The following is a 25,444-nucleotide window of genomic DNA, read 5'->3' on the forward strand; positions in this document are numbered from 1 at the left end:
GTATTGTAATCATACCGATAACTTAGTGATTGTCACAGCAGATACGCTGGACTGAAAAAGATCAATAGATAACAAACTGGCTAATAAAACAACTTTTTCTGATTTTTCAAGGTTTTCATTGCCTTTATATCATTACTATTGAAAACGCTTTTATTATATCGTTTTTCTCAGTATTATGCAACAGATTTTCAGTTTATTTCACTAATATATAACATTTCCTTCCTAACGAACACTTTCCATTCGCCAACTATTCCATCCTTTAAAGCGAATGGCTCCTTGCTGATCGGTTCGGTAAATCTTACTCTTGATGGATTCCAATCGTGTCAAGGTTTCCTGATGGGGGAGCTTGGCACGACTGTTCTTACCCACTGAAATAAGAGTGATCTCTGGTTTGAGTTTTTCTAGGAAAACTGGATTTGATGAAGTTTTAGCACCATGCTGGCCTGCTTTCAAGACATCCACTTCTATGTCAGGGTATTGCTTTAAAAGTTCTTTCTCTCCCTTCCCTTTCAAGTTTCCAGTAAAGAGAAAGTGCTTATCCAAAAGTTTTCCATGAAGAACCAAGGAATCATCGGCATCAGCTTCTCCAATTTCCCTTGGAGATAATACTTCTAACTGACTGCCAAAAATCGGCAAGTTCTCCCCTGCTGTCACACTGCGTACCTTGATTTTAGTCGCTTGTAGTTCTGCTACAAATTCCTTCTGTGTCAGACTTCCTTTTGATACTAAAATCTCCCCGACATGGAAAGCCTTGGTCACCTCCAGCAAATCTCCAACATGTTCCTTGTCTGTGTTGGTCAAAATCAGCTGGTCAATCTTAGCTACTCCTCGACTTTTAAGATAAGGAATCAAGGTTTTCTGGGCATTGCTAGTAGTTACCTTCTTCTGCCAAGATTCGATTTTCTTATCAGATTCTGCCTTGCCTCCCACATCTATGAGGATGGTTTTACCAGTCACATCCCGTAGAAAAATACTTTCCCCCTGCCCTACATCCAGCATAGTGATTTCATTTTCCAGTGGATATTTGGTCAAGAAAAAGAGCCCCACGATAAAGAGACTAAACCCTGCTAGTCTTTTGATATTTTTTCTCATATCATAGACCAAGGCTAATGAAACTAAGAGAAGAATCAATAGCCATGCATTGGGTTGTCCAAAGACCAAAGGCCTGCTTGCCATCTGCGAAACCAAGCGAATTATGCCCTCCAACCATTCAAAGATAAGGTTAAATTGAACGGCAGGATAGACAAAAGAAAAGGCAAACAAGATAGATAAGAGTGGTAAGAAAATCAAGTCAAAAAGAAAGGGAAAGACAAAGGTCAAAAGGATAGACCAAGGCTGAAATTCTGCAAAATAGAAAGATAGAATGGGCAATATTCCTAAGGAAATGACTAGACTTTCTCTGGCAACAGCCTTGAGCCCCTCCCCTTCTTTACTTGTCATAGTCAAGATAAAAGCGTAGGCACAGGACAAGACACCTCCTGCCGTCAGGAAAAAGTTGGGCATGATGATAAAGAGGACAAGAACCGTCAAGGCGAAATTATCCAGGCCCTTAACACCATGTTGGGCTAGTAACTTTTGCAAGAGACTACGAATGACCGAAGTCGAGAATCCTGTCAGACCTGCATAGATAAGGGAAAAAGGATAAGTTAGCCACTTCAACTTTTCTTGAGTCAAGCCCAATCGTAATAGGAGTTTCTTAAAGGCATCCATGAAAAAGCCCACCTGCATACCAGACAAGGCAAAGAGATGGATAATCCCTAGACTAGAATAAAGCTCATTCATCTCCTCAAAGTCCGTATCCAGATGTCCTAGCAAAAGCCCCGTCATGTAGTTCCGCATAGGATCTGGAAAGTGCGTCTTGATCCAAACTACAGCCTTTCGACGTAAACTGGACAGATTTTCTCCTATATCCCAACTGCGAACCTGTTTAAGTGACTTGATTCTCTTGATAGTTAGTGTCTGGTAAATCCCCTGAGTCTTCAGATAGGCTTGGTAGTCAAATCCACCAAAATTTCTCTGGCCTTCTGGCTCGGACAGTTTTCCTTCTAGTTCTATCTCATAAATATCTGTCAAGGCCTGAAATTGCTCTTTCTCCTCCTCGGACTGGAGTTTATAGTAGACTTGGAAAGTACGGCCGTCGGCCTTGCCCCTAAAGGACAGACTATCTCCATTGACCTTGATGGTATCTGGCAAAATTCGTACCCTCTCAACAGAATCCGCTAGGTTTTGACTAGCTTGACTCTGCTGCCAAGCTTGAAACAGAAACCAAAAGCCAAAGGCTCCACAAATCGCTAAAACTTTGCCTGCAGATTTCCAAGGAAATTGATGAAAGAGACAGAGCAGCAAAAAAACAAAGCCTAGTAAAGCAAGATAAGATACTGAGAAAATGGCATAGTAAAGCCAAAGTAATAGAAAACCCAGATAGATTAAGGGGATAGGAAGACTCTTAATCCACTGTAACATAGTCTTTTAACTTTTCTATGGTCTTTGCGCCAATACCAGAGACCTTCTTGAGTTCGTCTACAGACTTGAACTTACCATTTGCCTCACGATGGTCGATAATATCCTGGGCTCGTTTACCTCCCAGTCCTTTGACCTGCTTGAGCTCTTCCAGACTAGCTTTGTTTAGGTTGACCTTCTTTTCTTTACTTGTCGAAGGAGTCGTTCCAGAGGCAGTCTGCTGACTAGCTTCTTCTCCCTTTGTAGGAACGTAAACCAGAGCCTCATCACTGATTTTCTGAGCTAGATTGAGCGACTTGCTATCTGCTTCCTCTGTCAATCCACCTGCCTTTTGAACAGCATCATGGACCCGACTCCCTACTGGCAAATCATAGATCCCCGGCGATTTAACAGCACCTTTGACATCTACTGTGATCAGATCTTGTTCAGGAGATTCTTCCTTTTCTTCCTTCTTCACTTCTTTTTCAGACGATGAATCCTTTGAAACGGCTGCAACTTCAGCCGGCAAATTTGTTTCTTTCACAGATGTTTGTGAACTTGGCTTTAGCAGGAAAAAACCGCCTAAGGCCAAACCCAAACCTGCACAGATGACAATGATTTTATATTCTTTGATTTTCTCGATAATGACTTCCATATTTTCTCCTCTCTTAAGTTATTCGCAAGAGAAAGAAAAAAACAGCTGAAAAATCTTTTCAACTGCTTATTTATTTGCAAAATAGTCTTCCTTGGTCAAGACATAATGAACTCTTGTGACGATTCGACTTTTTTCATGTTGATCCATACAAGCATATGGTTCTGCATGGGAAAAGCGCATGCCTGATTTCTGCATGACCTTGCCAGATGCAGGATTTTCCTTATCGTGAAGGGCGGTCAACTTGTTCATTCCAATCTTCTCAAAAGCCAGCTCAATCACAGCTCGATTGGCTTCCGTCGTCAATCCTTGATTCCAATAGTCTTTATTGATAATATAGCCGATTGCAGCCTTTTTAAGGACAGGGTCGACCTTGTGTAGGTCAATGGTTCCAATAAATTTTCCATTGCTTTTTAGTTCAATCCCCCAGCGTCCCAAGGGATTAGCCAAGTAGAACTGAGCAATGTTATTCTTGGTTTCTTCCAAGCTTTGATTGGTTGGAAAAGTGTAGCGCGTATTTTCTCTGTCTGAGGCATATTCAAACATAGCTTCTGCATCATTCAAGGTTACAGGTCGGAGCAACAACCGCTCCGTTTCTATAGACGGATACTGGGCAAATTTCACAAATATTGATTCCATACTTTTTCCTCCATTAAAGCTTGATTCTCATTAGTCTAGCACAAATAAATTTTGATAACAAGTTTTTCTTGATTTTTGAAGCGGTTTCATATACAATAAAACCATCACATTTTTGATTTATAAAATGGAATGTGACAGTTAAAATAATCCCGTCAATTGAAAGGTAGGTTATCTCTATGTTAATTGGAATTCCAAAAGAAATTAAAAATAATGAAAACCGCGTTGCCCTCACACCTGCTGGTGTCCATAGCTTAGTTTCTCGTGGACATCGTGTCCTCATCGAAACAAATGCTGGTCTCGGTTCAGGATTTACTGATGCAGTCTATCAAAAGCAAGGAGCTGAGATTGTCGCTACTGCTGCTGAAGCCTGGGCTGCCGAATTAGTCGTGAAAGTAAAAGAACCACTAGCTTCTGAATACGGATACTTGCGCGATGATCTTCTCCTCTTCACTTACTTGCACATGGCAGCTGCTCCAGAATTAGCAGATGCTATGTTAGCAGCAAAAACAACAGGAATTGCCTACGAAACTGTTCGTGACAATCAAGGACAACTACCGCTCCTCGTTCCTATGAGTGAGGTTGCTGGTCGTATGGCGGTTCAAATCGGAGCTCACTTCCTTACCAAACAAGCTGGTGGTTCTGGTGTCCTACTTGGTGGTGTACCAGGTGTTCCAAAAGGAAAAGTAACCATTATCGGTGGCGGTGTTGTCGGGACACATGCTGCCCGCATCGCCCTTGGACTTGGTGCTCAAGTGACTATTTTAGATATCAGTGCGAAACGTCTCTCGGTTCTAGAAGAAGTCTTTGGAAACCAAATTCAAACTCTTATGTCTAATTCATTCAACATCGAAGCAAGTGTGAGAGATGCTGATGTGGTGATTGGAGCGGTTCTCATCCCTGGTGCCAAAGCACCGAAATTGGTGACAGATGAGATGGTCAAACAAATGCGTCCAGGCTCCGTCATCGTTGACGTTGCCGTTGACCAAGGCGGTGTTATCGCAACAGCAGATCGTGTGACAACACACGATGAACCCGTCTATAAAAAACACGGTGTACTCCACTATGCTGTTGCCAACATCCCTGGTGCCGTAGCTCGTACTTCTACCATCGCCCTGACCAATGTCACCCTTCCTTACATCGAAGCCTTAGCTGGAAAAGGCTTTAAGAAGGCAATCACTGAAGATCAAGGCTTACGTGAAGGAGTTACAACTTATCAAGGATACTTAACCAGCCTTCCAGTTGCCCAAGGGCTAGATAAAGAGCACACTTCGATTGATGAACTTGTCTAAAGACATCAACTAATTAACACAGATACGAGAAAGAGCAGTTTCATCTGAACTGCTCTTTTTTGCTATTCTGTTTCTTGGTTCTGTTCTTCATTTTTAATTGGAGCTGGCTCATAGGCTCGGATAATTTGAGCGACAACTGGATGGCGAACCACATCCTTGGCTGAAAAATGAACAAAATCAATTTGGTGAATGTTCTTGAGCTTTTCTTGGGCATCAATCAAACCTGACTTGACGTTACGCGGTAGGTCAATCTGACTGATATCTCCATTGACAATCATCTTAGAATTAAAACCTAAACGCGTCAGGAACATCTTCATCTGCATGATGGTCGTGTTTTGCGCCTCATCGAGAATGACAAAGGCATCATCCAAAGTCCGTCCACGCATGTAAGCAAGAGGAGCAATCTCAATGATTTCACGCTCCATGAGACGAGTCGTTTGGTCTTTACCGAGAATCTGATACAAGGCATCATAAACTGGTCGAAGGTAAGGATCCACCTTCTCTTTTAGATCACCCGGAAGAAATCCAAGACTCTCACCAGCTTCCACTGCTGGACGAGTTAGGATAATACGCTTGACTTGCCCACGTTTAAGAGCAGTCACTGCCAATGTAACCGCAAGGAAGGTCTTCCCTGTCCCTGCGGGTCCAATTCCAAAGGTCACATCATGCTGTTTGACACTATCCACATAAATTTTTTGACCCAAGGTTTTGACACGAATAGGCTTGCCTGTATTGTCCTTGATAATTTCTTCTTCGTAAAGGGCGACAAACTTGTCAATTTCATCGTTTTTGACCATGTTAATCGCAGTCACCACATCTGGCGTACCGACAGTCATCCCACGATTCACCAAAACCATCAAGGCTTGGATAACCTGACGGGCTTCTTCACATGCAGCTTCTTCTCCCAAAACCTGGACAATCTCCGTACGAGCATGAATCACCACATCAAGCTCTTCTTCCATCAAACGAAGATGGCGTTCATTGGAACCAAAAAGATGAAACAGGTCATCTGGATGACTCAGTTGAATGTCTATTGAATGTTCCTTCAAATAAAGAACCTCTCTAATCCTTTTATTTCTTTTTATTATAGCAAAGAGAACAATAAAATACTAGCCTCATCTCATTGTCTCTAGTGTTCTAAGTATTCTTGCCAAATAGAGTCAAAATCCCCTAGGTTGAAAGAGAAACTGGCATGTTCCTCCAAAAAGCGACTCACCTCATCAAAATCATCCGTGTGTTTTGGAAAGGCTGACTCTTCAAAAGCGAGGTCTGCCAAGATGGCTTTGGGACTGTTACTTTTAGGATTGCGCTCAGTCATGAGCCAAGTGTAAAATGATTTTCTCAATTCTTTCTCCTATCAAGACTTTTTTGATGAAACTTTTCTGATTCTTGAAAATTCCTGGACTTAGCCTCTGACACATAGTGATTTATAAAATCTGATTTAGCAGCTGTATAGGCATCACGATTGTGTTCAAATTTTTTCCACAAATCCAGTTTTAATTCCTGATACGCTTGAGCGATATCTGGATGCTGACAGAGATAATCTCTAAAATAAATCTCGTCATGATCTCCCATCAGTCGCAAATGTAGATGAAAAACTTTTTCGGCAAAGCCCTGCTCTGTGTAGCCTTTATTTAGCGAAATCCTGCTAGGACTCTCCGACATCACTAGCCAACCATTCTTCACCAATAGATCCCTGACCTTTGCTAAATCCTCTATTTTGCCTACTTCTAATAGAATATCAACGATGTTCTTGGCCCAAATATTAGGGATAGCAGTGCTACCGATATGTTCTATTCTTTTAATGACATTTTCACCCAGTATTTTTTTCAGATTTGCTTTTTCCGATTCATACCAGTCTTTCCACTCTGATTTATGCTCTACCAGAAAAATAGGAAAAAGTTGCCAGAGTTCCTCTAAACTCATTTCTTCAAGTTTCTTTATCATACTTAGAAAGCCTAAATCAACTCTGTACCAAACTGATCTTGCTTGATTTTTCCAGCCTTCATCAAGCCACCGAGTACTTTCTTGAACTGACCTTTAGAAATGCCAAAGGTTGCCTTGATGTCCTCAGGGGATGACTTATCATTCAAGGTCATGAAACCGCCATTGCTTTCCAAGTAAGTCAAAATCATCTGGGCATCATTTTCCAACATCTCAAAAGAACGTGGTTTAAGGGAGAGGTTCAGAGTGCGGTCAACCTCACGGAAACCAATGACACGCGCTTCTAATACTTGTCCTAAACGTGGCTCTGCATAGCGCTCACTTGGGTGAATGAAACCAAGCATGTTATTCTCTGGTAGGTAAACAAAAGTCCCTGACAGCTTGAGACGATAAACAATGGCTGGCCAGTTTTGATTCTGCATGTTGTTGTAAGCAGGACGAGCCAGACGCTGGAAGTCTTCCTGATAAGCCAAGAGGCCCCAGATTCGGTCTTTCTTGTCCACTTCAAGACGGATGTAGAGTTGATCCCCCTTCTTTGGCCAGAGTTCCTTGAGCTCAGGGAGAATATCAAGCGAAACCACAATTTCCTTATCGGGTAGACCGGTATCCACAAAGACACCCAAGTCCTTACGAACTTCTGTTACGGTTCCCCAACCAAATTGGTCCTGAGTCGCAGTCACTTCTAAGGTTGTCAGGCGAAGTTTTTGCTTCATGTCCGTGTAGGCAAAACCTTTGACCGTATCCCCTACTGTATGTTGACCTTCTTCCTTGGCAAGTGCATAGGTTTGACCATCCTTTTGCACAAAGTAAAAACGGTCATTTTCATCAATGATGAGTCCAACGATAAAACTTGCAAGATTTGTATTCATATTTCCTTCTTTCGAATAAAACTCAGCCAGCAATGCCAACTGAGTTTTTTTGTTTATTTTTAGACTTCCAAAAGTTCTTTTTCTTTATTGGCAGTCATATCGTCGATGTGTTTAACAGCATCGTCTGTTACTTTTTGAATATCTTTTTCAAGAGTCTTCAATTCGTCTTCAGTGATTTCTTTTGCTTTTTCTTGTTTCTTAGCTTCATCCATAGCATCACGTCGGATATTGCGGACAGCCACTTTAGCATTCTCACCGACCTTCTTCACTTCTTTAGCAAGGTCACGACGAGTTTCTTCTGTAAGAGCAGGGATAACCAAGCGGATTACAGAACCATCGTTAGCTGGTGTAATACCAAGATCAGAAGCGTTCAAGGCACGTTCGATGTCTTTCAATGAAGACTTGTCAAATGGTGTTACCAACAAGACACGCGCTTCTGGAATAGTGATAGAAGCGATTTGGTTAAGAGGAGTTTCGACTCCATAGTATTCTACGTGGATACGGTCTAGCAAGCTTGCGTTGGCACGACCGGCACGGATACCACCAAATTCACGAGCAAGTGATTGGTGAGACTGGGTCATTCTCTCTTTAGCTTTTTCTACAATTGCGTTAGCCATAATTTTCTTATTCCTTTTCTTCGATATTGTTTGAAACTGTTGTTCCGATATTTTCACCAAATACGACACGTTTGATGTTGCCTGGTTGGTTCATGTTAAAGACAACCAAGTCAATGTCGTTGTCCATAGAGAGGGTTGAAGCTGTTGAGTCCATGATACGAAGACCTTTGTTGATAACATCACGGTGGGTCAATTCTTCAAACTTAACGGCTGTTTTGTCTTTCTTAGGATCGGCATTATAAACACCATCTACGCCATTTTTAGCCATAAGAATGGCATCCGCTTCGATTTCAGCCGCACGAAGAGCTGCTGTTGTATCTGTTGAGAAGTAAGGTGAACCAATTCCAGCACCAAAGATAACGATACGGCCTTTTTCAAGGTGGCGAAGAGCACGTCCACGTACGTAAGGCTCAGCCACTTGTTGCATAGAAATAGCTGTTTGCACACGCGTATCAACACCAACTTGCTGCAATGAATCTGCCATTACAAGAGCATTCATCACGGTCCCAAGCATTCCAGTGTAATCTGCCTGAACGCGGTCCATTCCTGCTTCTGCTGCAGGTTCTCCACGCCAGAGATTTCCTCCACCAATAACAAGGGCAATTTCGATACCTAAGCTATGAACTTCTTGAATCTCTCTTGCGATTTTTTGAACTGTTTGGATATCAATCCCTACGCCACGTTCACCTGCAAGAGCCTCACCTGATAACTTGATTAAAATACGTTTATACTTGGGATTCGCCATTTTTACTCTCCTTTTTTCATCCTACCTATTTTATCACAATTTCTTAGATTTTTATAGTACCATGAGCAATTCTTTCAAAAAAATTAGACCGTTAAAAATTCCTCTAAGTCAGAAAGAGCGCGCTCTTCAATTTTTTCATAACGAGCCTTCTTATCACGGATACGCTCGCCTTCCAACTCCTTGATAATCCCAAAATTGACGTTCATTGGTTGGAAATGTTTGCTATCTGCATGAGTGATGTAATGAGCTAGACTTCCAATCGCTGTGGTCTCTGGGAAGATAGCTGCGCTTTCTCCCTTGAAGAGTCGAGCCGCGTTAATACCTGCAACCAAGCCTGACGCTGCTGACTCAACATAGCCTTCCACACCCGTCATCTGACCTGCAAAGAAGAGATTGGGTTGTTTCTTAGAACGGTAGGTTTGCTCGAGAAGATTTGGTGAATCCATGTAAGAATTGCGGTGCATGACACCATAACGAACAAACTCCGCATTTTCAAGACCTGGAATCATTTGGAAGACACGCTTTTGTTCTCCCCATTTGAGGTGGGTTTGGAAACCGACGATATTGTAGAGACTACCAGCCGCATTATCCTGACGAAGCTGGACAACTGCATACGGTGTTTTGAACTCCCCGTCACGAGGGCCTGTATAATCGTCTGGATACTCCAGACCAACTGGTTTCATAGGACCATAAAGCATGGTTTTAATGCCACGCTTAGCCATGACTTCGATAGGCATACAACCTTCAAAGTACTTTTCTTTTTCAAAAGAATTGAGCGGTACTTCTTCCGCATGGACCAAGGCTTCATGAAAATCCATAAACTCTTGCTTGGTCATTGGAGCATTGAGGTAGGCTGCCTCTCCCTTGTCATAACGAGACTTGAGATAGACCTTGCTCATATCGATAGTATTGACATCGATAATAGGCGCCGCCGCGTCGTAGAAATAGAATCCATCGCCGTCATTAAGGGCATGAATCTTCTCAGCTAGAGCATCGCTGGTCAAAGGACCAGTAGCGACCACTGTAATAACATCTGTCGGCAATTCTGTAATTTCATCACGAACCACCTCAATCAAGGGGTGGTTGGCCACTTTCTTAGTCACCATCTGGGAGAAACCATCTCGATCCACCGCAAGGGCACCCCCCGCAGGAACACGTGTAGCCTCAGCAGATTCCAAGATAACAGAACCCAAGCGACGCATTTCTTCCTTGAGGAGCCCAACCGCATTTGTCAGAGCATCCCCACGAAGAGAATTGGAACAGACCAACTCGGCAAAATTGTCTGTTTTGTGCTGGGGTGTTGACTTGACACCACGCATTTCATAGAGTTTAACTGGAATACCACGCTCTGCGATTTGGTAGGCTGCTTCAGAACCTGCTAAACCTGCTCCGATAACATTGATATGAGATTGAGACATAAGACTTTTTTACCATTATGGGAGAAAAATCCGAAGAGAAAAATCCGCTCTTCTTTTTCTTAGCTTTTAGTAACAGCCTCCCATAAACTTTCTATAGATAATCACTTCTACTAGTATAACAAAAAAGGTAGGCAGAAAGAACTAAAAAGGCCTATAGATTAAAAATGAGCCTACAAACAAACCCCAGATAGCCTTGAGCCATCTGGGGTTCTTGTGTTCATCGCTAAAATGATATCAGCAATTTCATTTTAGTCGATTTCTGGGACTTAGTCTTCTAAATCCATCTCAGAAGCTGCTGATTTCTTCTTCTTGCCAAGAAGAGAGGCAGTTGCCAAGGCAGCTACTCCTAATCCAAGACCAGCAAATTGGTTACTTGCAGTTCCTGTATTTGGAAGTTTTCTACCGTTTGAGCGTCCTGGTCCAGCAGGTTGTTGTGCAGGAGCTTGTGAGTGGTTCAAAGCGCTTGAGATTGAAGCACTGTCAGACAAGCTAGCTGAGGTACTTACGCTGTCGCTCAAGCTTGTGCTTGCTGATTGGCTCGCACTAATTGATGCAGATACGCTGTTGCTCAAGCTTGCTGAAGTACTTGCTGAAGTTGAGGCATCGCCTGAACCATTGCTTGTACTTGTTGAACCTGAACCGCTACCTGAGTTGTTGCTTGCACTGATTGAAGCTGATGCGCTTTGGCTAGCTGATACAGATGCTGAAACTGATTGACTTGCTGAGTCATTGCTTGTGCTTGTTGAACCTGAACCGCTACCTGAGTTGTTGCTTGCACTGATTGAGGCAGACACGCTGTTGCTCAAGCTTGTGCTTGCTGATACTGAAGCACTGATTGAAGCGGATACGCTGTTGCTCAAGCTTGTGCTTGCTGATTCAGATGCACTGATTGAGGCAGACACGCTGTTGCTCAAGCTTGTGCTTGCTGATACTGAAGTACTGATTGATGCAGATACGCTGTTGCTCAAGCTTGTGCTTGCTGATTGGCTAGCACTGATTGAAGCACTTACGCTGTTGCTCAAGCTTGTGCTTGCTGATTGGCTAGCACTGATTGAAGCACTTACGCTGTTGCTCAAGCTTGTGCTTGCTGATTCAGATGCACTGATTGAAGCAGACACGCTATTGCTCAAGCTTGTGCTTGCTGATACTGAAGTACTGATTGATGCAGATACGCTGTTGCTCAAGCTTGTGCTTGCTGATTCAGATGCACTAATTGAAGCTGACACGCTGTTGCTCAAGCTTGTGCTTGCTGATACTGAAGCACTAATTGAAGCTGACACGCTGTTGCTCAAGCTTGTGCTTGCTGAGTGGCTCGCACTGATTGAAGCTGACACGCTGTTGCTCAAGCTTGTGCTTGCTGATTCAGATGCACTAATTGATGCAGACACGCTGTTGCTCAAGCTTGTGCTTGCTGATACTGAAGCACCAATTGAAGCAGACACGCTGTTGCTCAAGCTTGTGCTTGCTGAGTGGCTCGCACTAATTGAAGCTGACACGCTGTTGCTCAAGCTTGTGCTTGCTGATTCAGATGCACTGATTGAAGCAGACACGCTATTGCTCAAGCTTGTGCTTGCTGATTGGCTAGCACTGATTGAAGCAGATACGCTGTTGCTCAAGCTTGTGCTTGCTGATACTGAAGCACTAATTGAAGCTGACACGCTGTTGCTCAAGCTTGTGCTTGCTGAGTGGCTCGCACTGATTGAAGCTGACACGCTGTTGCTCAAGCTTGTGCTTGCTGATTCAGATGCACTAATTGATGCAGACACGCTGTTGCTCAAGCTTGTGCTTGCTGATACTGAAGCACTAATTGATGCAGACACGCTGTTGCTCAAGCTTGTGCTTGCTGATTCAGATGCACTAATTGATGCAGACACGCTGTTGCTCATGCTTGTGCTTGCTGATTCAGATGCACTAATTGATGCAGACACGCTGTTGCTCAAGCTTGTGCTTGCTGATTCAGATGCACTAATTGATGCAGACACACTGTTGCTCATGCTTGTGCTTGCTGATACTGAAGCACTAATTGAAGCAGATACGCTGTTACTCAAGCTTGTGCTTGCTGATTGGCTAGCACTGATTGAGGCAGATACGCTGTTGCTCAAGCTTGTGCTTGCTGATTCAGATGCACTGATTGAAGCAGACACGCTATTGCTCAAGCTTGTGCTTGCTGATACTGAAGTACTGATTGATGCAGATACGCTGTTGCTCAAGCTTGTGCTTGCTGATTCAGATGCACTAATTGAAGCTGACACGCTGTTGCTCAAGCTTGTGCTTGCTGATACTGAAGCACTAATTGAAGCTGACACGCTGTTGCTCAAGCTTGTGCTTGCTGAGTGGCTCGCACTGATTGAAGCTGACACGCTGTTGCTCAAGCTTGTGCTTGCTGATTCAGATGCACTAATTGATGCAGACACGCTGTTGCTCAAGCTTGTGCTTGCTGATACTGAAGCACTAATTGAAGCAGATACGCTGTTGCTCAAGCTTGTGCTTGCTGAGTGGCTCGCACTAATTGAAGCTGACACGCTGTTGCTCAAGCTTGTGCTTGCTGATACTGAAGCACTAATTGAAGCAGATACGCTGTTACTCAAGCTTGTGCTTGCTGAGTGGCTCGCACTAATTGAAGCTGACACGCTGTTGCTCAAGCTTGTACTTGCTGATTCAGATGCACTGATTGAAGCAGACACGCTGTTGCTCAAGCTTGTGCTTGCTGAGTGGCTCGCACTGATTGAAGCAGATACGCTGTTACTCAAGCTTGTGCTTGCTGAGTGGCTCGCACTGATTGAAGCTGACACGCTGTTGCTCAAGCTTGTGCTTGCTGATTCAGATGCACTAATTGAAGCTGACACACTGTTGCTCAAGCTTGTGCTTGCTGAGTGGCTCGCACTGATTGAAGCTGACACGCTGTTGCTCAAGCTTGTGCTTGCTGATTCAGATGCACTAATTGATGCAGACACGCTGTTGCTCAAGCTTGTGCTTGCTGAGTGGCTCGCACTGATTGAAGCTGACACGCTGTTGCTCAAGCTTGTGCTTGCTGATTCAGATGCACTAATTGATGCAGACACGCTGTTGCTCAAGCTTGTGCTTGCTGATTCAGATGCACTGATTGATGCACTTACGCTGTTGCTCAAGCTTGTGCTTGCTGATACTGAAGTACTGATTGAAGCACTTACGCTGTTGCTCAAGCTTGTGCTTGCTGATTCAGATGCACTGATTGATGCACTTACGCTGTTGCTCAAGCTTGTGCTTGCTGATACTGAAGTACTGATTGATGCAGACACGCTGTTGCTCAAGCTTGTGCTTGCTGATTCAGATGCACTGATTGATGCAGACACGCTGTTGCTCAAGCTTGTGCTTGCTGATTCAGATGCACTGATTGATGCAGACACGCTGTTGCTCAAGCTTGTGCTTGCTGATACTGAAGTACTGATTGAAGCAGATACAGACGCTGAAGCGCTTTGACTTGAGCTTACTGATGCGCTTGCTGATTGACTAGCTGATACTGATGCTGAAGCTGATTGACTTGCAGATACTGATGCGCTAGTTGATTGGCTTGCAGATACTGATGCACTAGTTGATTCGCTTGCACTTACAGATGCTGAAGCTGATTGGCTTGCAGATACTGATGCGCTTGCTGATTGACTAGCTGATACTGATGCTGAAGCTGATTCACTTGCACTTACAGATGCTGAAGCTGATTGACTTGCAGATACTGATGCTGAAGCTGATTGACTTGCAGATACTGATGCGCTAGTTGATTGGCTTGCAGATACTGATGCACTAGTTGATTCGCTTGCACTTACAGATGCTGAAGCTGATTGGCTTGCAGATACTGATGCGCTTGCTGATTGACTAGCTGATACAGATGCTGAAGCTGATTGACTTGCAGATACTGATGCGCTTGCTGATTGGCTAGCTGATACAGACGCTGAAGCGGATTGACTTGAGCTTACTGATGCGCTTGCTGATTGACTAGCTGATACTGATGCTGAAGCTGATTGACTTGCAGATACTGATGCGCTAGTTGATTCGCTTGCAGATACTGATGCACTAGTTGATTCGCTTGCACTTACAGATGCTGAAGCTGATTGGCTTGCAGATACTGATGCGCTTGCTGATTGGCTAGCGGATACAGATGCTGAAGCGGATTGACTTGAGCTTACTGATGCGCTTGCTGATTGGCTTGCTGATACAGATGCTGAAGCGGATTGACTTGCAGATACAGATGCGCTTGCTGATTGACTTGCACTTACAGATGCTGAAGTTGATTGACTTGCAGATACTGATGCGCTTGTTGATTCGCTTGCTGATACAGACGCTGAAGCGGATTGACTTGCACTTACAGATGCTGAAGCGGATTGACTAGCTGATACAGACGCTGAAGCTGATTGACTTGCAGATACTGATGCGCTTGTTGATTCGCTTGCACTTACAGATGCTGAAGCGCTTTGGCTTGCAGATACTGATGCGCTTGTTGATTCGCTTGCACTTACAGATGCTGAAGTTGATTGACTTGCTGATACAGATGCTGAAGCGCTTTGGCTTGCAGATACTGATGCGCTTGTTGATTCGCTTGCACTTACAGATGCTGAAGCTGATTGACTTGCAGATACTGATGCGCTAGTTGATTGGCTTGCACTTACAGATGCTGAAGTTGATTGACTTGAGCTTACTGATACGCTTGCTGATTGGCTTGCACTTACAGACGCTGAAGCTGATTGACTTGCAGATACTGATGCGCTTGCTGATTGACTTGCAGATACAGATGCTGAAGCTGATTGACTTGCAGATACTGATGCGCTAGTTGATTCGCTTGCACTTACAGACGCTGAAGCTGATTGACTTGCAGATACTGATGCGCTTGCTGATTGACTTGCAGATACTGATGCGCTTGCTGATTGACTTGCAGATACAGATGCTGAAGCTGATTGACTTGCAGATACTGATGCGCTAGTTGATTCGCTTGCACTTACAGACGCTGAAGCTGATTGACTTGCAGATACTGATGCGCTTGCTGATTGGCTAGCGGATACAGATGCTGAAGTTGATTGACTTGCAGATACAGATGCTGAAGCTGATTGACTTGCAGATACTGATGCGCTAGTTGATTCGCTTGCACTTACAGACGCTGAAGCTGATTGACTTGCAGATACTGATGCGCTTGCTGATTGACTAGCTGATACTGATGCTGAAGCTGATTGACTTGCAGATACTGATGCGCTTGTTGATTCGCTTGCAGATACTGATGCACTAGTTGATTCGCTTGCACTTACAGATGCTGAAGCTGATTGGCTTGCAGATACTGATGCGCTTGCTGATTGGCTAGCGGATACAGATGCTGAAGCGGATTGACTTGAGCTTACTGATGCGCTTGCTGATTGGCTTGCTGATACAGATGCTGAAGCGGATTGACTTGCAGATACAGATGCGCTTGCTGATTGACTTGCACTTACAGATGCTGAAGTTGATTGACTTGCAGATACTGATGCGCTTGTTGATTCGCTAGCTGATACTGATGCTGAAGCTGATTCACTTGCACTTACAGATGCTGAAGCTGATTGACTTGCAGATACTGATGCTGAAGCTGATTGACTTGCAGATACTGATGCGCTAGTTGATTGGCTTGCAGATACTGATGCACTAGTTGATTGACTTGCTGATACAGATGCTGAAGCTGATTGGCTTGCAGATACTGATGCGCTTGCTGATTGACTAGCTGATACAGATGCTGAAGCTGATTGACTTGCAGATACTGATGCGCTTGCTGATTGGCTAGCTGATACAGACGCTGAAGCGGATTGACTTGAGCTTACTGATGCGCTTGCTGATTGACTAGCTGATACTGATGCTGAAGCTGATTGACTTGCAGATACTGATGCGCTAGTTGATTCGCTTGCAGATACTGATGCACTAGTTGATTCGCTTGCACTTACAGATGCTGAAGCTGATTGGCTTGCAGATACTGATGCGCTTGCTGATTGGCTAGCGGATACAGATGCTGAAGCGGATTGACTTGAGCTTACTGATGCGCTTGCTGATTGGCTTGCTGATACAGATGCTGAAGCGGATTGACTTGCAGATACAGATGCGCTTGCTGATTGACTTGCACTTACAGATGCTGAAGCGGATTGACTAGCTGATACAGACGCTGAAGCTGATTGACTTGCAGATACTGATGCGCTAGTTGATTGGCTTGCAGATACTGATGCACTAGTTGATTCGCTTGCACTTACAGATGCTGAAGCTGATTGACTTGCAGATACTGATGCGCTAGTTGATTGGCTTGCAGATACAGATGCTGAAGCTGATTGACTTGCAGATACAGATGCTGAAGCTGATTGACTTGCAGATACTGATGCGCTAGTTGATTCGCTTGCACTTACAGACGCTGAAGCTGATTGACTTGCAGATACTGATGCGCTTGCTGATTGGCTAGCGGATACAGATGCTGAAGTTGATTGACTTGCAGATACTGATGCGCTTGCTGATTGACTTGCAGATACTGATGCGCTTGCTGATTCGCTAGCTGATACAGACGCTGAAGCGGATTGACTTGAGCTTACTGATGCGCTTGCTGATTGACTAGCTGATACTGATGCTGAAGCGGATTGACTTGCAGATACTGATGCGCTAGTTGATTGGCTTGCAGATACTGATGCACTAGTTGATTCGCTTGCACTTACTGATGCTGAAGCTGATTGGCTTGCAGATACTGATGCGCTTGCTGATTGGCTAGCGGATACAGATGCTGAAGCGGATTGACTTGAGCTTACTGATGCGCTTGCTGATTGGCTTGCACTTACAGATGCTGAAGCGGATTGACTAGCTGATACAGACGCTGAAGCTGATTGACTTGCAGATACTGATGCGCTTGTTGATTCGCTTGCACTTACAGATGCTGAAGCGCTTTGGCTTGCAGATACTGATGCGCTTGTTGATTCGCTTGCACTTACAGATGCTGAAGTTGATTGACTTGCTGATACAGATGCTGAAGCGCTTTGGCTTGCTGATACTGATGCGCTTGTTGATTGGCTTGCTGATACTGATGCGCTAGTTGATTGGCTTGCAGATACTGATGCGCTAGTTGATTGGCTAGCGGATACAGACGCTGAAGCTGATTGACTTGAGCTTACTGATGCGCTTGCTGATTGACTAGCTGATACTGATGCTGAAGCTGATTGACTTGCAGATACTGATGCGCTAGTTGATTGGCTTGCAGATACTGATGCACTAGTTGATTCGCTTGCACTTACAGATGCTGAAGCTGATTGGCTTGCAGATACTGATGCGCTTGCTGATTGGCTAGCTGATACTGATGCTGAAGCTGATTGACTTGAGCTTACTGATGCGCTTGCTGATTGGCTTGCTGATTGGCTTGCTGATACAGATGCTGAAGTTGATTGACTTGCTGATACTGATGCGCTTGCTGATTGGCTTGCTGATACAGATGCTGAAGTTGATTGACTTGCTGATACTGATGCGCTAGTTGATTCGCTTGCACTTACAGATGCTGAAGCTGATTGACTTGCAGATACTGATGCTGAAGCTGATTGACTTGAGCTTACTGATGCGCTTGCTGATTGACTAGCTGATACTGATGCTGAAGCTGATTGACTTGCAGATACTGATGCGCTAGTTGATTGGCTTGCAGATACTGATGCACTAGTTGATTCGCTTGCACTTACAGATGCTGAAGATGATTGGCTTGCAGATACTGATGCGCTAGTTGATTGGCTTGCAGATACTGATGCACTAGTTGATTCGCTTGCACTTACTGATGCTGAAGCTGATTGGCTTGCAGATACTGATGCGCTAGTTGATTGGCTTGCAGATACAGACGCTGAAGCTGATTGACTTGCAGATACTGATGCGCTTGTTGATTCGCTTGCACTTACAGATGCTGAAGCGCTTTGGCTTGCAGATACTGATGCGCTAGTTGATTGGCTAGCTGATACAGATGCTGAAGTTGATTGACTTGCTGATACAGATGCTGAAGCGCTTTGGCTTGCAGATACTGATGCGCTTGTTGATTCGCTTGCACTTACAGAAGCTGAAGCTGATTGACTTGAGCTTACTGATGCGCTAGTTGATTGGCTTGCACTTACAGACGCTGAAGTTGATTGACTTGAGCTTACTGATACGCTTGCTGATACGCTTGCTGATACGCTTGCTGATACTGATGCGCTAGTTGATTGACTTGCACTTACAGATGCCGAAGCTGATTCGCTTGCACTTACAGATGCTGAAGCTGATTGGCTAGCAGATACTGATGCGCTAGTTGATTCGCTAGCTGATACAGACGCTGAAGCTGATTGACTTGCAGATACTGATGCGCTAGTTAATTGACTAGCTGATACAGATGCTGAAGATGATTGGCTTGCAGATACTGATGCGCTAGTTGATTGACTAGCTGATACAGATGCTGAAGATGATTGGCTTGCACTTACAGATGCTGAAGCTGATTCACTTGAGCTTACTGATGCTGAAGCGCTTTGGCTTGCTGATACAGATGCTGAAGCGGATTGGCTAGCTGATACAGACGCTGAAGTTGATTGACTTGCTGATACTGATGCGCTTGCTGATTGGCTAGCTGATACAGATGCTGAAGTTGATTGACTTGAGCTTACTGATGCTGAAGCTGATTCGCTTGCACTTACTGATGCTGAAGCTGATTCGCTTGCACTTACAGATGCTGAAGCTGATTGGCTAGCAGATACTGATGCGCTAGTTGATTCGCTAGCTGATACAGACGCTGAAGCTGATTGACTTGCAGATACTGATGCGCTAGTTGATTCGCTTGCACTTACTGATGCTGAAGCTGATTGACTTGCAGATACTGATGCGCTAGTTGATTGGCTTGCTGATACTGATGCTGAAGCTGATTGACTTGCAGATACTGATGCGCTAGTTGATTCGCTTGCACTTACAGATGCTGAAGCTGATTGGCTAGCTGATACTGATGCTGAAGTTGATTGACTTGCAGATACTGATGCTGAAGCTGATTCACTTGAGCTTACTGATGCGCTTGCTGATTGGCTAGCTGATACAGATGCTGAAGCTGATTGACTTGCAGATACTGATGCGCTTGTTGATTGACTTGCACTTACAGATGCTGAAGCTGATTGACTTGCAGATACAGACGCTGAAGCTGATTGGCTAGCTGATACAGACGCTGAAGCTGATTCACTTGCAGATACTGATGCGCTAGTTGATTGGCTAGCTGATACAGATACTGATGCGCTTGCTGATTGGCTAGCTGATACAGATGCTGAAGTTGATTGACTTGCAGATACTGATGCTGAAGCTGATTCACTTGCAGATACTGATGCGCTAGTTGATTCGCTTGCACTTACAGATGCTGAAGCTGATTCACTTGCAGATACTGATGCTGAAGCTGATTGGCTAGCTGATACTGATGCTGAAGTTGATTCGCTTGCAGATACTGATGCGCTTGCTGATTGACTAGCTGATACAGATGCTGAAGTTGATTGACTTGAGCTTACTGATGCGCTAGTTGATTGACTTGCAGATACTGATGCGCTTGCTGAGTCGCTTGCACTTACAGACGCTGAAGTTGATTCACTTGCAGATACTGATGCGCTTGTTGATTCGCTTGCACTTACAGATGCTGAAGCTGATTCGCTTGCACTTACAGATGCTGAAGCTGATTGGCTTGCACTTACAGATGCTGAAGCTGATTGGCTAGCTGATACAGACGCTGAAGCTGATTCACTTGCAGATACTGATGCGCTTGTTGATTCGCTTGCAGATACTGATGCGCTTGCTGATTGGCTTGCAGATACTGATGCTGAAGTTGATTGACTTGCAGATACTGATGCTGAAGCTGATTCACTTGCAGATACTGATGCGCTAGTTGATTCGCTTGCACTTACAGATGCTGAAGCTGATTGGCTTGCAGATACTGATGCTGAAGCTGATTGACTAGCACTTACTGATGCTGAAGTTGATTCACTTGAGCTTACTGATGCTGAAGCGCTTTGGCTAGCTGATACTGACGCTGAAGCGCTTTGGCTTGAGCTTACTGATGCGCTAGTTGATTGACTTGCAGATACAGACGCTGAAGCGCTTTGGCTAGCTGATACAGACGCTGAAGCTGATTCACTTGAGCTTACTGATGCTGAAGCGCTTTGGCTTGCAGATACTGATGCTGAAGCTGATTGACTAGCACTTACTGATGCTGAAGTTGATTCACTTGAGCTTACTGATACGCTAGTTGATTGGCTTGCAGATACTGATGCTGAAGCGCTTGAGCTTACTGATGCTGATGCTGAAGCGCTTTGGCTAGCTGATACTGATGCTGAAGCTGATTCACTTGAGCTTACTGATGCGCTTGCTGATTGGCTTGCAGATACAGATGCGCTAGTTGATTGGCTTGCAGATACAGATGCGCTAGTTGATTGGCTTGCAGATACTGATGCTGAAGCGCTTTGGCTAGTTGATACTGATGCGCTAGTTGATTCGCTTGAGCTTACTGATGCTGAAGCACTTTGGCTAGCAGATACTGATGCGCTTGCTGATTGACTAGCTGATACAGATGCTGAAGTTGATTGACTTGCAGATACTGATGCTGAAGTTGATTGGCTAGCTGATACAGACGCTGAAGTTGATTGGCTAGCTGATACAGATGCTGAAGTTGATTGGCTAGCTGATACAGATGCTGAAGTTGATTGACTTGCAGATACTGATGCGCTTGCTGATTGACTAGCTGATACAGATGCTGAAGTTGATTGACTTGAGCTTACTGATGCGCTAGTTGATTGACTTGCAGATACTGATGCGCTTGCTGATTGACTAGCTGATACAGATGCTGAAGTTGATTGACTTGAGCTTACTGATGCGCTAGTTGATTGACTTGCAGATACTGATGCGCTTGCTGAGTCGCTTGCACTTACAGACGCTGAAGCGCTTTGGCTTGCAGATACTGATGCTGAAGCTGAGTCGCTTGCACTTACAGACGCTGAAGTTGATTCACTTGCAGATACTGATGCTGAAGCTGAGTCGCTTGCACTTACAGATGCTGAAGCTGATTGACTTGCAGATACTGATGCGCTTGCTGATTGACTAGCTGATACAGATGCTGAAGTTGATTGACTTGAGCTTACTGATGCGCTTGCTGAGTCGCTTGCACTTACAGACGCTGAAGCGCTTTGGCTTGCAGATACTGATGCTGAAGCTGAGTCGCTTGCACTTACAGACGCTGAAGTTGATTCACTTGCAGATACTGATGCGCTTGTTGATTCGCTTGCACTTACAGATGCTGAAGCTGATTCGCTTGCACTTACAGATGCTGAAGCTGATTGGCTTGCACTTACAGATGCTGAAGCTGATTGGCTAGCTGATACAGACGCTGAAGCTGATTGACTTGCAGATACTGATGCGCTTGTTGATTCGCTTGCAGATACTGATGCGCTTGCTGATTGGCTTGCAGATACAGATGCTGAAGTTGATTGACTTGCAGATACTGATGCTGAAGCTGATTCACTTGCAGATACTGATGCGCTAGTTGATTCGCTTGCACTTACAGATGCTGAAGCTGATTGGCTTGCAGATACTGATGCTGAAGCTGATTGACTAGCACTTACTGATGCTGAAGTTGATTCACTTGAGCTTACTGATGCTGAAGCGCTTTGGCTAGCTGATACTGACGCTGAAGCGCTTTGGCTTGAGCTTACTGATGCGCTAGTTGATTGACTTGCAGATACAGACGCTGAAGCGCTTTGGCTAGCTGATACAGACGCTGAAGCTGATTCACTTGAGCTTACTGATGCTGAAGCGCTTTGGCTTGCAGATACTGATGCTGAAGCTGATTGACTAGCACTTACTGATGCTGAAGTTGATTCACTTGAGCTTACTGATACGCTAGTTGATTGGCTTGCAGATACTGATGCTGAAGCGCTTGAGCTTACTGATGCTGATGCTGAAGCGCTTTGGCTAGCTGATACAGATGCTGAGTCGCTTGCACTTGCTGAAGCACTTTGACTAGCACTTGCTGAGCTTGATGCTGATTGGCTCGCACTGATGCTTGCTGATACAGATGCTGAAGCACTTTGGCTTGCGCTTACTGATGTGCTTGCTGATTGACTTGCACTTACAGATGCTGATGCACTTCGGCTAGCTGATACAGACGCTGAAGCTGAGCGACTTGCAGATACTGATGCGCTTGCTGATTGGCTAGCACTTACAGATGCTGAAGCTGAGCGACTTGCAGATACTGATGCACTCGCTGAACGACTTGAACTTACGCTGGCTGAAGCTGAGCGACTTGCAGATACTGATGCACTTGCCGAACGGCTTGAGCTTACGCTTGCCGAAGCTGATTGACTCGCACTAAGCGATGCACTCGCTGAACGGCTTGAACTTACGCTGGCTGACGCTGAGCGACTTGCAGATACTGATGCACTCGCTGAACGGCTTGAACTTACACTGGCTGAAGCTGAGCGACTTGCACTTACGCTGGCTGAAGCTGAGCGACTTGCGCTGAGCGATGCGCTCGCTAAAGTGCTGGCACTTACCGATGCACTGGTTGACTGTCTTTGACTTAGACTAGTTGAAGCACTTCTACTCTTATAATCACTGTCAGAAAGTTTTATAGTAATCGTATCCGTAGTCTTATCTTTATAGATAATGGTAACTGTTCTATTATCACTAATAGTGAAAGAGTCTATACGTTTTTCCCGCTTATTATTTAATTTTTCAACGGCTGCTAATATACGTGCTTTTTCTTGAGAATTTAATTGAGAAACATTCTCTACTTGGAAGGTTTCAGTCGGTGCTACTCCTTCCATAATATCTGTCAGCCTACCTTGCACAATACGGACATTGCCCGGTGAATCATTTCCTGCACTATTACTATTACCAGCCTTATCCGTTGCTACTGCATTGCGTTGCCAACTATTTCTACCATTTTTATCATACTCTAGATTATCATTCAAATGAGCTCTTACAGTAATACGGGCTGGACTAGCAGTAGTCGCTGTGATATTCCCCGTTAAATGCTCTACAGTTCCCGTCCCATATTTATTATCTTCAAAGAAATTACTTCCAAGGGCTGAGCCATTTGCATCTGCATTTGAAACGATCTTAAATTCTGATAATTGCCCGCTATTATCTGTAGCAGTGAAATTAATTTGAATATCGTCTCCTGCGTACACAATATAGTTGCCATTTACAGGTGTTAGAGTTTGACCGTTACGAGTCACCGTCGCACTTGGAACTGGAACAGCATCCACATTAGCTGGGATAACAGTTGTAGTATTATCACGGTAGGTAATGGTAATATTCCCATTTTCAGCTACCGCAATCGTTCCGGTTACGCCATCTTTCGTAAAATCACTACCAGATAAAAGCGACTGGTTTTTTTCTTTAAATTTTTCAAGTACTTGATTGCGTTCACTTACAGTCAAAGAAGAGGGATTCTTAACAATAACGGTATCCCCACTAACTGGGTTGTGGCGTTCGTTGAAGCCTTTGATATGGAAATTCGTACGTGCTGTCGCAGTCAGGCCATGAATATCTCTTACTGTGTACTCCAGAACATAGGTACCAGGCTTATAGGGTTTCCAAGTTCCGTTTTCACGACCCACCGTCCCTATTATGTTAATAGTGTATGTGGTTTGGGCACCTGATTTATTCCCCCATTGATCATAGGTGGATAGATCTCCAAATCCCCCTTTCTTGCTAGTTGGATAGTTCGGTGCATGTAAACCTGTAATAATAGCATTGGATGGGGAAGCCGTGATTTTATCCATCCCTTTATCATCATTCAGCCTTATCTGGAAATTAACTGATTCATCATTATAAATTGTGATATTAGATGGCATAGAGATTGTAGGTGGATTAGAAGCTGCACGTAGGTGTGCCCCTCTAGTAATCACTGTCCCATTTCGTACATCATGTACACCAGAATTAGCCGCCAACACAGCATTGACAATCGAATTACGCGCTGAAGTAGCTTTTTGCAATACTGTTGTTAAATCACTAGTTGGATCAGTCAGGGCTTTTTCAATTTCTGTTACTGCAGCATTGGCCTTAGCAAGAGCTGAATCCGTATTTGGTAAATCAACCGCTTTTGCTAGATAGTCACCTATTTCAGCTGAAAGATTGGTCAACTTCCTACGGTTTTCTTCTTGTTGTTTAGCAGTGACTTCTGAAGATGCTAATGCAACCGAAGCAGCTTCAATTAAGCTAGTTGTGACAGAAGTTGATTGAACTCCACTAACACTATTCTTACCAGTAATTTCAGTTATTTTTAATTCAGCTGAGTCAATTTCAAGGTTCTTTGCTTCTTTTGAAGTAGAAGGTTGCTGGTCAATTGCTGTCGTCGATCCACTCTGTTCAACAGACAAACTTGACACTACAGAAACATTCGATCCACTTGTTGATTGACTGGCACTAGCAGAAGCACTGACAGACTCTTTTGGTGAAGTGGTCACGGTCTTATCTACCGTTTGACTCTTCTCAGCTTGTTTGAGCGCATCCTTGCCTTGGGCTTGATTCTTATCAGCGATCACACCAGCTGCTAGGTTATTGCTAGTTGTTGCCACTTGGCTGCTGAGTTGGGTTGCGCTTGACAAGGCGTCACCTAGCTTGCTGGTCGCAAGGCTCTCAGCAGGAGCAGTCTTGACATCAAGGGATGCTGAGGTCAAAGTTGAGACAGAGGTTTGAACTTCTGACTCGCTAACAGAGCTAGTGCTTTCAGCTAGAGATGCTGAAGTTTGGACACTTACTGAAGGAGCAGGTTGAGCGCTAGCAGATGCTGACTCAGAGACAGGAGTTGAGGCAGATGCTTGCACACTCGCTGATTGCGATGGAGTT

At 44.4% G+C, this 25,444-nt stretch carries 26 protein-coding genes and 1 pseudogene; 5 read left to right on the top strand and 22 right to left on the bottom strand.

Translation table 11 applies throughout. From position 1 onward, the window contains the following. Positions 1 to 222 precede the first annotated feature (222 nt). The 3 genes from EJF26_RS03810 to EJF26_RS03820 form a co-directional block, all read right to left on the bottom strand. Positions 223 to 2,463, bottom strand: coding sequence for a DNA internalization-related competence protein ComEC/Rec2 (locus EJF26_RS03810; protein WP_000942440.1), 2,241 nt, complete (start codon positions 2,461 to 2,463; stop codon positions 223 to 225). Then, complete coding sequence (locus EJF26_RS03815) at positions 2,447 to 3,094, bottom strand: helix-hairpin-helix domain-containing protein (protein WP_000452007.1); 648 nt, start codon at positions 3,092 to 3,094, stop codon at positions 2,447 to 2,449. The genes EJF26_RS03810 and EJF26_RS03815 overlap by 17 nt, the downstream gene beginning before the upstream one ends. Before the next feature lie 66 nt (positions 3,095 to 3,160). Next, positions 3,161 to 3,730 carry a GNAT family N-acetyltransferase gene (locus EJF26_RS03820; RefSeq protein WP_000443761.1) on the bottom strand — a complete coding sequence of 190 codons (570 nt, stop codon included), beginning with the start codon at positions 3,728 to 3,730 and terminating at the stop codon, positions 3,161 to 3,163. A gap of 176 nt (positions 3,731 to 3,906) precedes the next feature. Here EJF26_RS03820 and ald point away from each other — a divergent pair, with 176 nt between their 5' ends. Further along, complete coding sequence (gene ald, locus EJF26_RS03830; RefSeq protein WP_000904717.1) at positions 3,907 to 5,019, top strand: alanine dehydrogenase; 1,113 nt, start codon at positions 3,907 to 3,909, stop codon at positions 5,017 to 5,019. A gap of 62 nt (positions 5,020 to 5,081) precedes the next feature. Here ald and EJF26_RS03835 read toward each other — a convergent pair whose 3' ends face one another. From EJF26_RS03835 to EJF26_RS10205, 8 genes are all read right to left on the bottom strand, one after another. After that, the gene (locus EJF26_RS03835) at positions 5,082 to 6,068 is read right to left on the bottom strand and encodes a PhoH family protein (protein ID WP_000658171.1); all 987 of its coding nucleotides are present in this window, start codon (positions 6,066 to 6,068) and stop codon (positions 5,082 to 5,084) included. Between the two features lie 80 nt (positions 6,069 to 6,148). Further along, positions 6,149 to 6,364: a YozE family protein gene (locus EJF26_RS03840; protein ID WP_001232085.1), complete on the bottom strand. Its 216-nt coding sequence runs from the start codon at positions 6,362 to 6,364 to the stop codon at positions 6,149 to 6,151. Continuing rightward, positions 6,361 to 6,966, bottom strand: coding sequence for a GrpB family protein (locus EJF26_RS03845; protein WP_029745494.1), 606 nt, complete (start codon positions 6,964 to 6,966; stop codon positions 6,361 to 6,363). The genes EJF26_RS03840 and EJF26_RS03845 overlap by 4 nt, the downstream gene beginning before the upstream one ends. 11 nt (positions 6,967 to 6,977) lie before the next feature. Beyond that, a complete protein-coding gene (gene cvfB, locus EJF26_RS03850; RefSeq protein ID WP_001095460.1) occupies positions 6,978 to 7,832 on the bottom strand; it encodes an RNA-binding virulence regulatory protein CvfB in 855 nt (284 codons plus the stop codon). Positions 7,833 to 7,891: 59 nt separating this feature from the next. After that, on the bottom strand, positions 7,892 to 8,449 hold the full coding sequence (gene frr / locus EJF26_RS03855; RefSeq protein ID WP_001262236.1) for a ribosome recycling factor: 558 nt from the start codon (positions 8,447 to 8,449) through the stop codon (positions 7,892 to 7,894). Between the two features lie 7 nt (positions 8,450 to 8,456). Then, a complete protein-coding gene (gene pyrH / locus EJF26_RS03860; protein ID WP_000002991.1) occupies positions 8,457 to 9,194 on the bottom strand; it encodes a UMP kinase in 738 nt (245 codons plus the stop codon). 83 nt (positions 9,195 to 9,277) lie between these two features. Next, the gene (gene trmFO / locus EJF26_RS03865; RefSeq protein WP_000083352.1) at positions 9,278 to 10,612 is read right to left on the bottom strand and encodes a methylenetetrahydrofolate--tRNA-(uracil(54)-C(5))-methyltransferase (FADH(2)-oxidizing) TrmFO; all 1,335 of its coding nucleotides are present in this window, start codon (positions 10,610 to 10,612) and stop codon (positions 9,278 to 9,280) included. 266 nt (positions 10,613 to 10,878) lie between these two features. Next, entirely contained in the window at positions 10,879 to 11,406 is a 528-nt protein-coding gene (locus EJF26_RS10205) for an LPXTG cell wall anchor domain-containing protein (protein WP_312023111.1), read from the bottom strand. Between EJF26_RS10205 and EJF26_RS10210 the strand changes: the two genes are divergently transcribed. After that, the gene (locus tag EJF26_RS10210) at positions 11,348 to 14,071 is read left to right on the top strand and encodes a coiled-coil domain-containing protein (protein WP_313904171.1); all 2,724 of its coding nucleotides are present in this window, start codon (positions 11,348 to 11,350) and stop codon (positions 14,069 to 14,071) included. The genes EJF26_RS10205 and EJF26_RS10210 overlap by 59 nt on opposite strands. Positions 14,072 to 15,428: 1,357 nt before the next feature. On the opposite strand, the gene EJF26_RS10465 is transcribed toward EJF26_RS10210, so the two are convergent. From EJF26_RS10465 to EJF26_RS10480, 4 genes are all read right to left on the bottom strand, one after another. Continuing rightward, positions 15,429 to 15,578: a hypothetical protein gene (locus EJF26_RS10465; RefSeq protein ID WP_221933259.1), complete on the bottom strand. Its 150-nt coding sequence runs from the start codon at positions 15,576 to 15,578 to the stop codon at positions 15,429 to 15,431. Continuing rightward, positions 15,579 to 15,728: a hypothetical protein gene (locus EJF26_RS10470; protein WP_221933260.1), complete on the bottom strand. Its 150-nt coding sequence runs from the start codon at positions 15,726 to 15,728 to the stop codon at positions 15,579 to 15,581. Beyond that, the gene (locus EJF26_RS10475) at positions 15,729 to 15,878 is read right to left on the bottom strand and encodes a hypothetical protein (RefSeq protein ID WP_221933261.1); all 150 of its coding nucleotides are present in this window, start codon (positions 15,876 to 15,878) and stop codon (positions 15,729 to 15,731) included. Positions 15,879 to 16,838: 960 nt separating this feature from the next. Beyond that, positions 16,839 to 16,988: a hypothetical protein gene (locus EJF26_RS10480; protein WP_221933262.1), complete on the bottom strand. Its 150-nt coding sequence runs from the start codon at positions 16,986 to 16,988 to the stop codon at positions 16,839 to 16,841. Positions 16,989 to 17,504: 516 nt separating this feature from the next. Here EJF26_RS10480 and EJF26_RS10485 point away from each other — a divergent pair. Continuing rightward, positions 17,505 to 17,663: a hypothetical protein gene (locus tag EJF26_RS10485; protein ID WP_221933263.1), complete on the top strand. Its 159-nt coding sequence runs from the start codon at positions 17,505 to 17,507 to the stop codon at positions 17,661 to 17,663. A gap of 285 nt (positions 17,664 to 17,948) precedes the next feature. Here EJF26_RS10485 and EJF26_RS10490 read toward each other — a convergent pair whose 3' ends face one another. The 4 genes from EJF26_RS10490 to EJF26_RS10505 all read right to left on the bottom strand — a co-directional run bounded on the left by EJF26_RS10490 (position 17,949) and on the right by EJF26_RS10505 (position 20,498). Further along, complete coding sequence (locus tag EJF26_RS10490) at positions 17,949 to 18,110, bottom strand: hypothetical protein (RefSeq protein WP_221933264.1); 162 nt, start codon at positions 18,108 to 18,110, stop codon at positions 17,949 to 17,951. 390 nt (positions 18,111 to 18,500) lie between these two features. Further along, positions 18,501 to 18,650 carry a hypothetical protein gene (locus EJF26_RS10495; protein ID WP_221933265.1) on the bottom strand — a complete coding sequence of 50 codons (150 nt, stop codon included), beginning with the start codon at positions 18,648 to 18,650 and terminating at the stop codon, positions 18,501 to 18,503. 1,062 nt (positions 18,651 to 19,712) lie between these two features. Continuing rightward, on the bottom strand, positions 19,713 to 19,958 hold the full coding sequence (locus EJF26_RS10500; RefSeq protein ID WP_221933266.1) for a hypothetical protein: 246 nt from the start codon (positions 19,956 to 19,958) through the stop codon (positions 19,713 to 19,715). 330 nt (positions 19,959 to 20,288) lie between these two features. After that, positions 20,289 to 20,498, bottom strand: coding sequence for a hypothetical protein (locus EJF26_RS10505; protein WP_221933267.1), 210 nt, complete (start codon positions 20,496 to 20,498; stop codon positions 20,289 to 20,291). Between the two features lie 996 nt (positions 20,499 to 21,494). Here EJF26_RS10505 and EJF26_RS10510 point away from each other — a divergent pair. Both EJF26_RS10510 and EJF26_RS10515 read left to right on the top strand, forming a co-directional pair. Continuing rightward, positions 21,495 to 21,695 (top strand): hypothetical protein, encoded by a 201-nt coding sequence (locus EJF26_RS10510; RefSeq protein ID WP_221933268.1) that lies wholly within the window; start codon positions 21,495 to 21,497, stop codon positions 21,693 to 21,695. 9 nt (positions 21,696 to 21,704) lie between these two features. Beyond that, complete coding sequence (locus EJF26_RS10515) at positions 21,705 to 21,965, top strand: hypothetical protein (RefSeq protein ID WP_221933269.1); 261 nt, start codon at positions 21,705 to 21,707, stop codon at positions 21,963 to 21,965. Here EJF26_RS10515 and EJF26_RS10520 read toward each other — a convergent pair. The 3 genes and pseudogenes from EJF26_RS10520 to EJF26_RS10335 all read right to left on the bottom strand — a co-directional run. Further along, a complete protein-coding gene (locus tag EJF26_RS10520; RefSeq protein WP_221933270.1) occupies positions 21,939 to 22,148 on the bottom strand; it encodes a hypothetical protein in 210 nt (69 codons plus the stop codon). The two genes, EJF26_RS10515 and EJF26_RS10520, sit on opposite strands and share 27 nt — an antisense overlap. A gap of 384 nt (positions 22,149 to 22,532) precedes the next feature. Continuing rightward, a complete protein-coding gene (locus EJF26_RS10525; RefSeq protein WP_221933271.1) occupies positions 22,533 to 22,676 on the bottom strand; it encodes a hypothetical protein in 144 nt (47 codons plus the stop codon). 604 nt (positions 22,677 to 23,280) lie between these two features. Further along, positions 23,281 to 24,450: pseudogene (locus EJF26_RS10335) on the bottom strand (sialoglycan-binding domain-containing protein); the annotation flags it as partial. Positions 24,451 to 25,444: the final 994 nt, after the last annotated feature.

It is taken from the genome of Streptococcus oralis subsp. dentisani (assembly GCF_007475365.1).
Taxonomy (GTDB): Bacteria; Bacillota; Bacilli; order Lactobacillales; family Streptococcaceae; genus Streptococcus; species Streptococcus mitis_AX.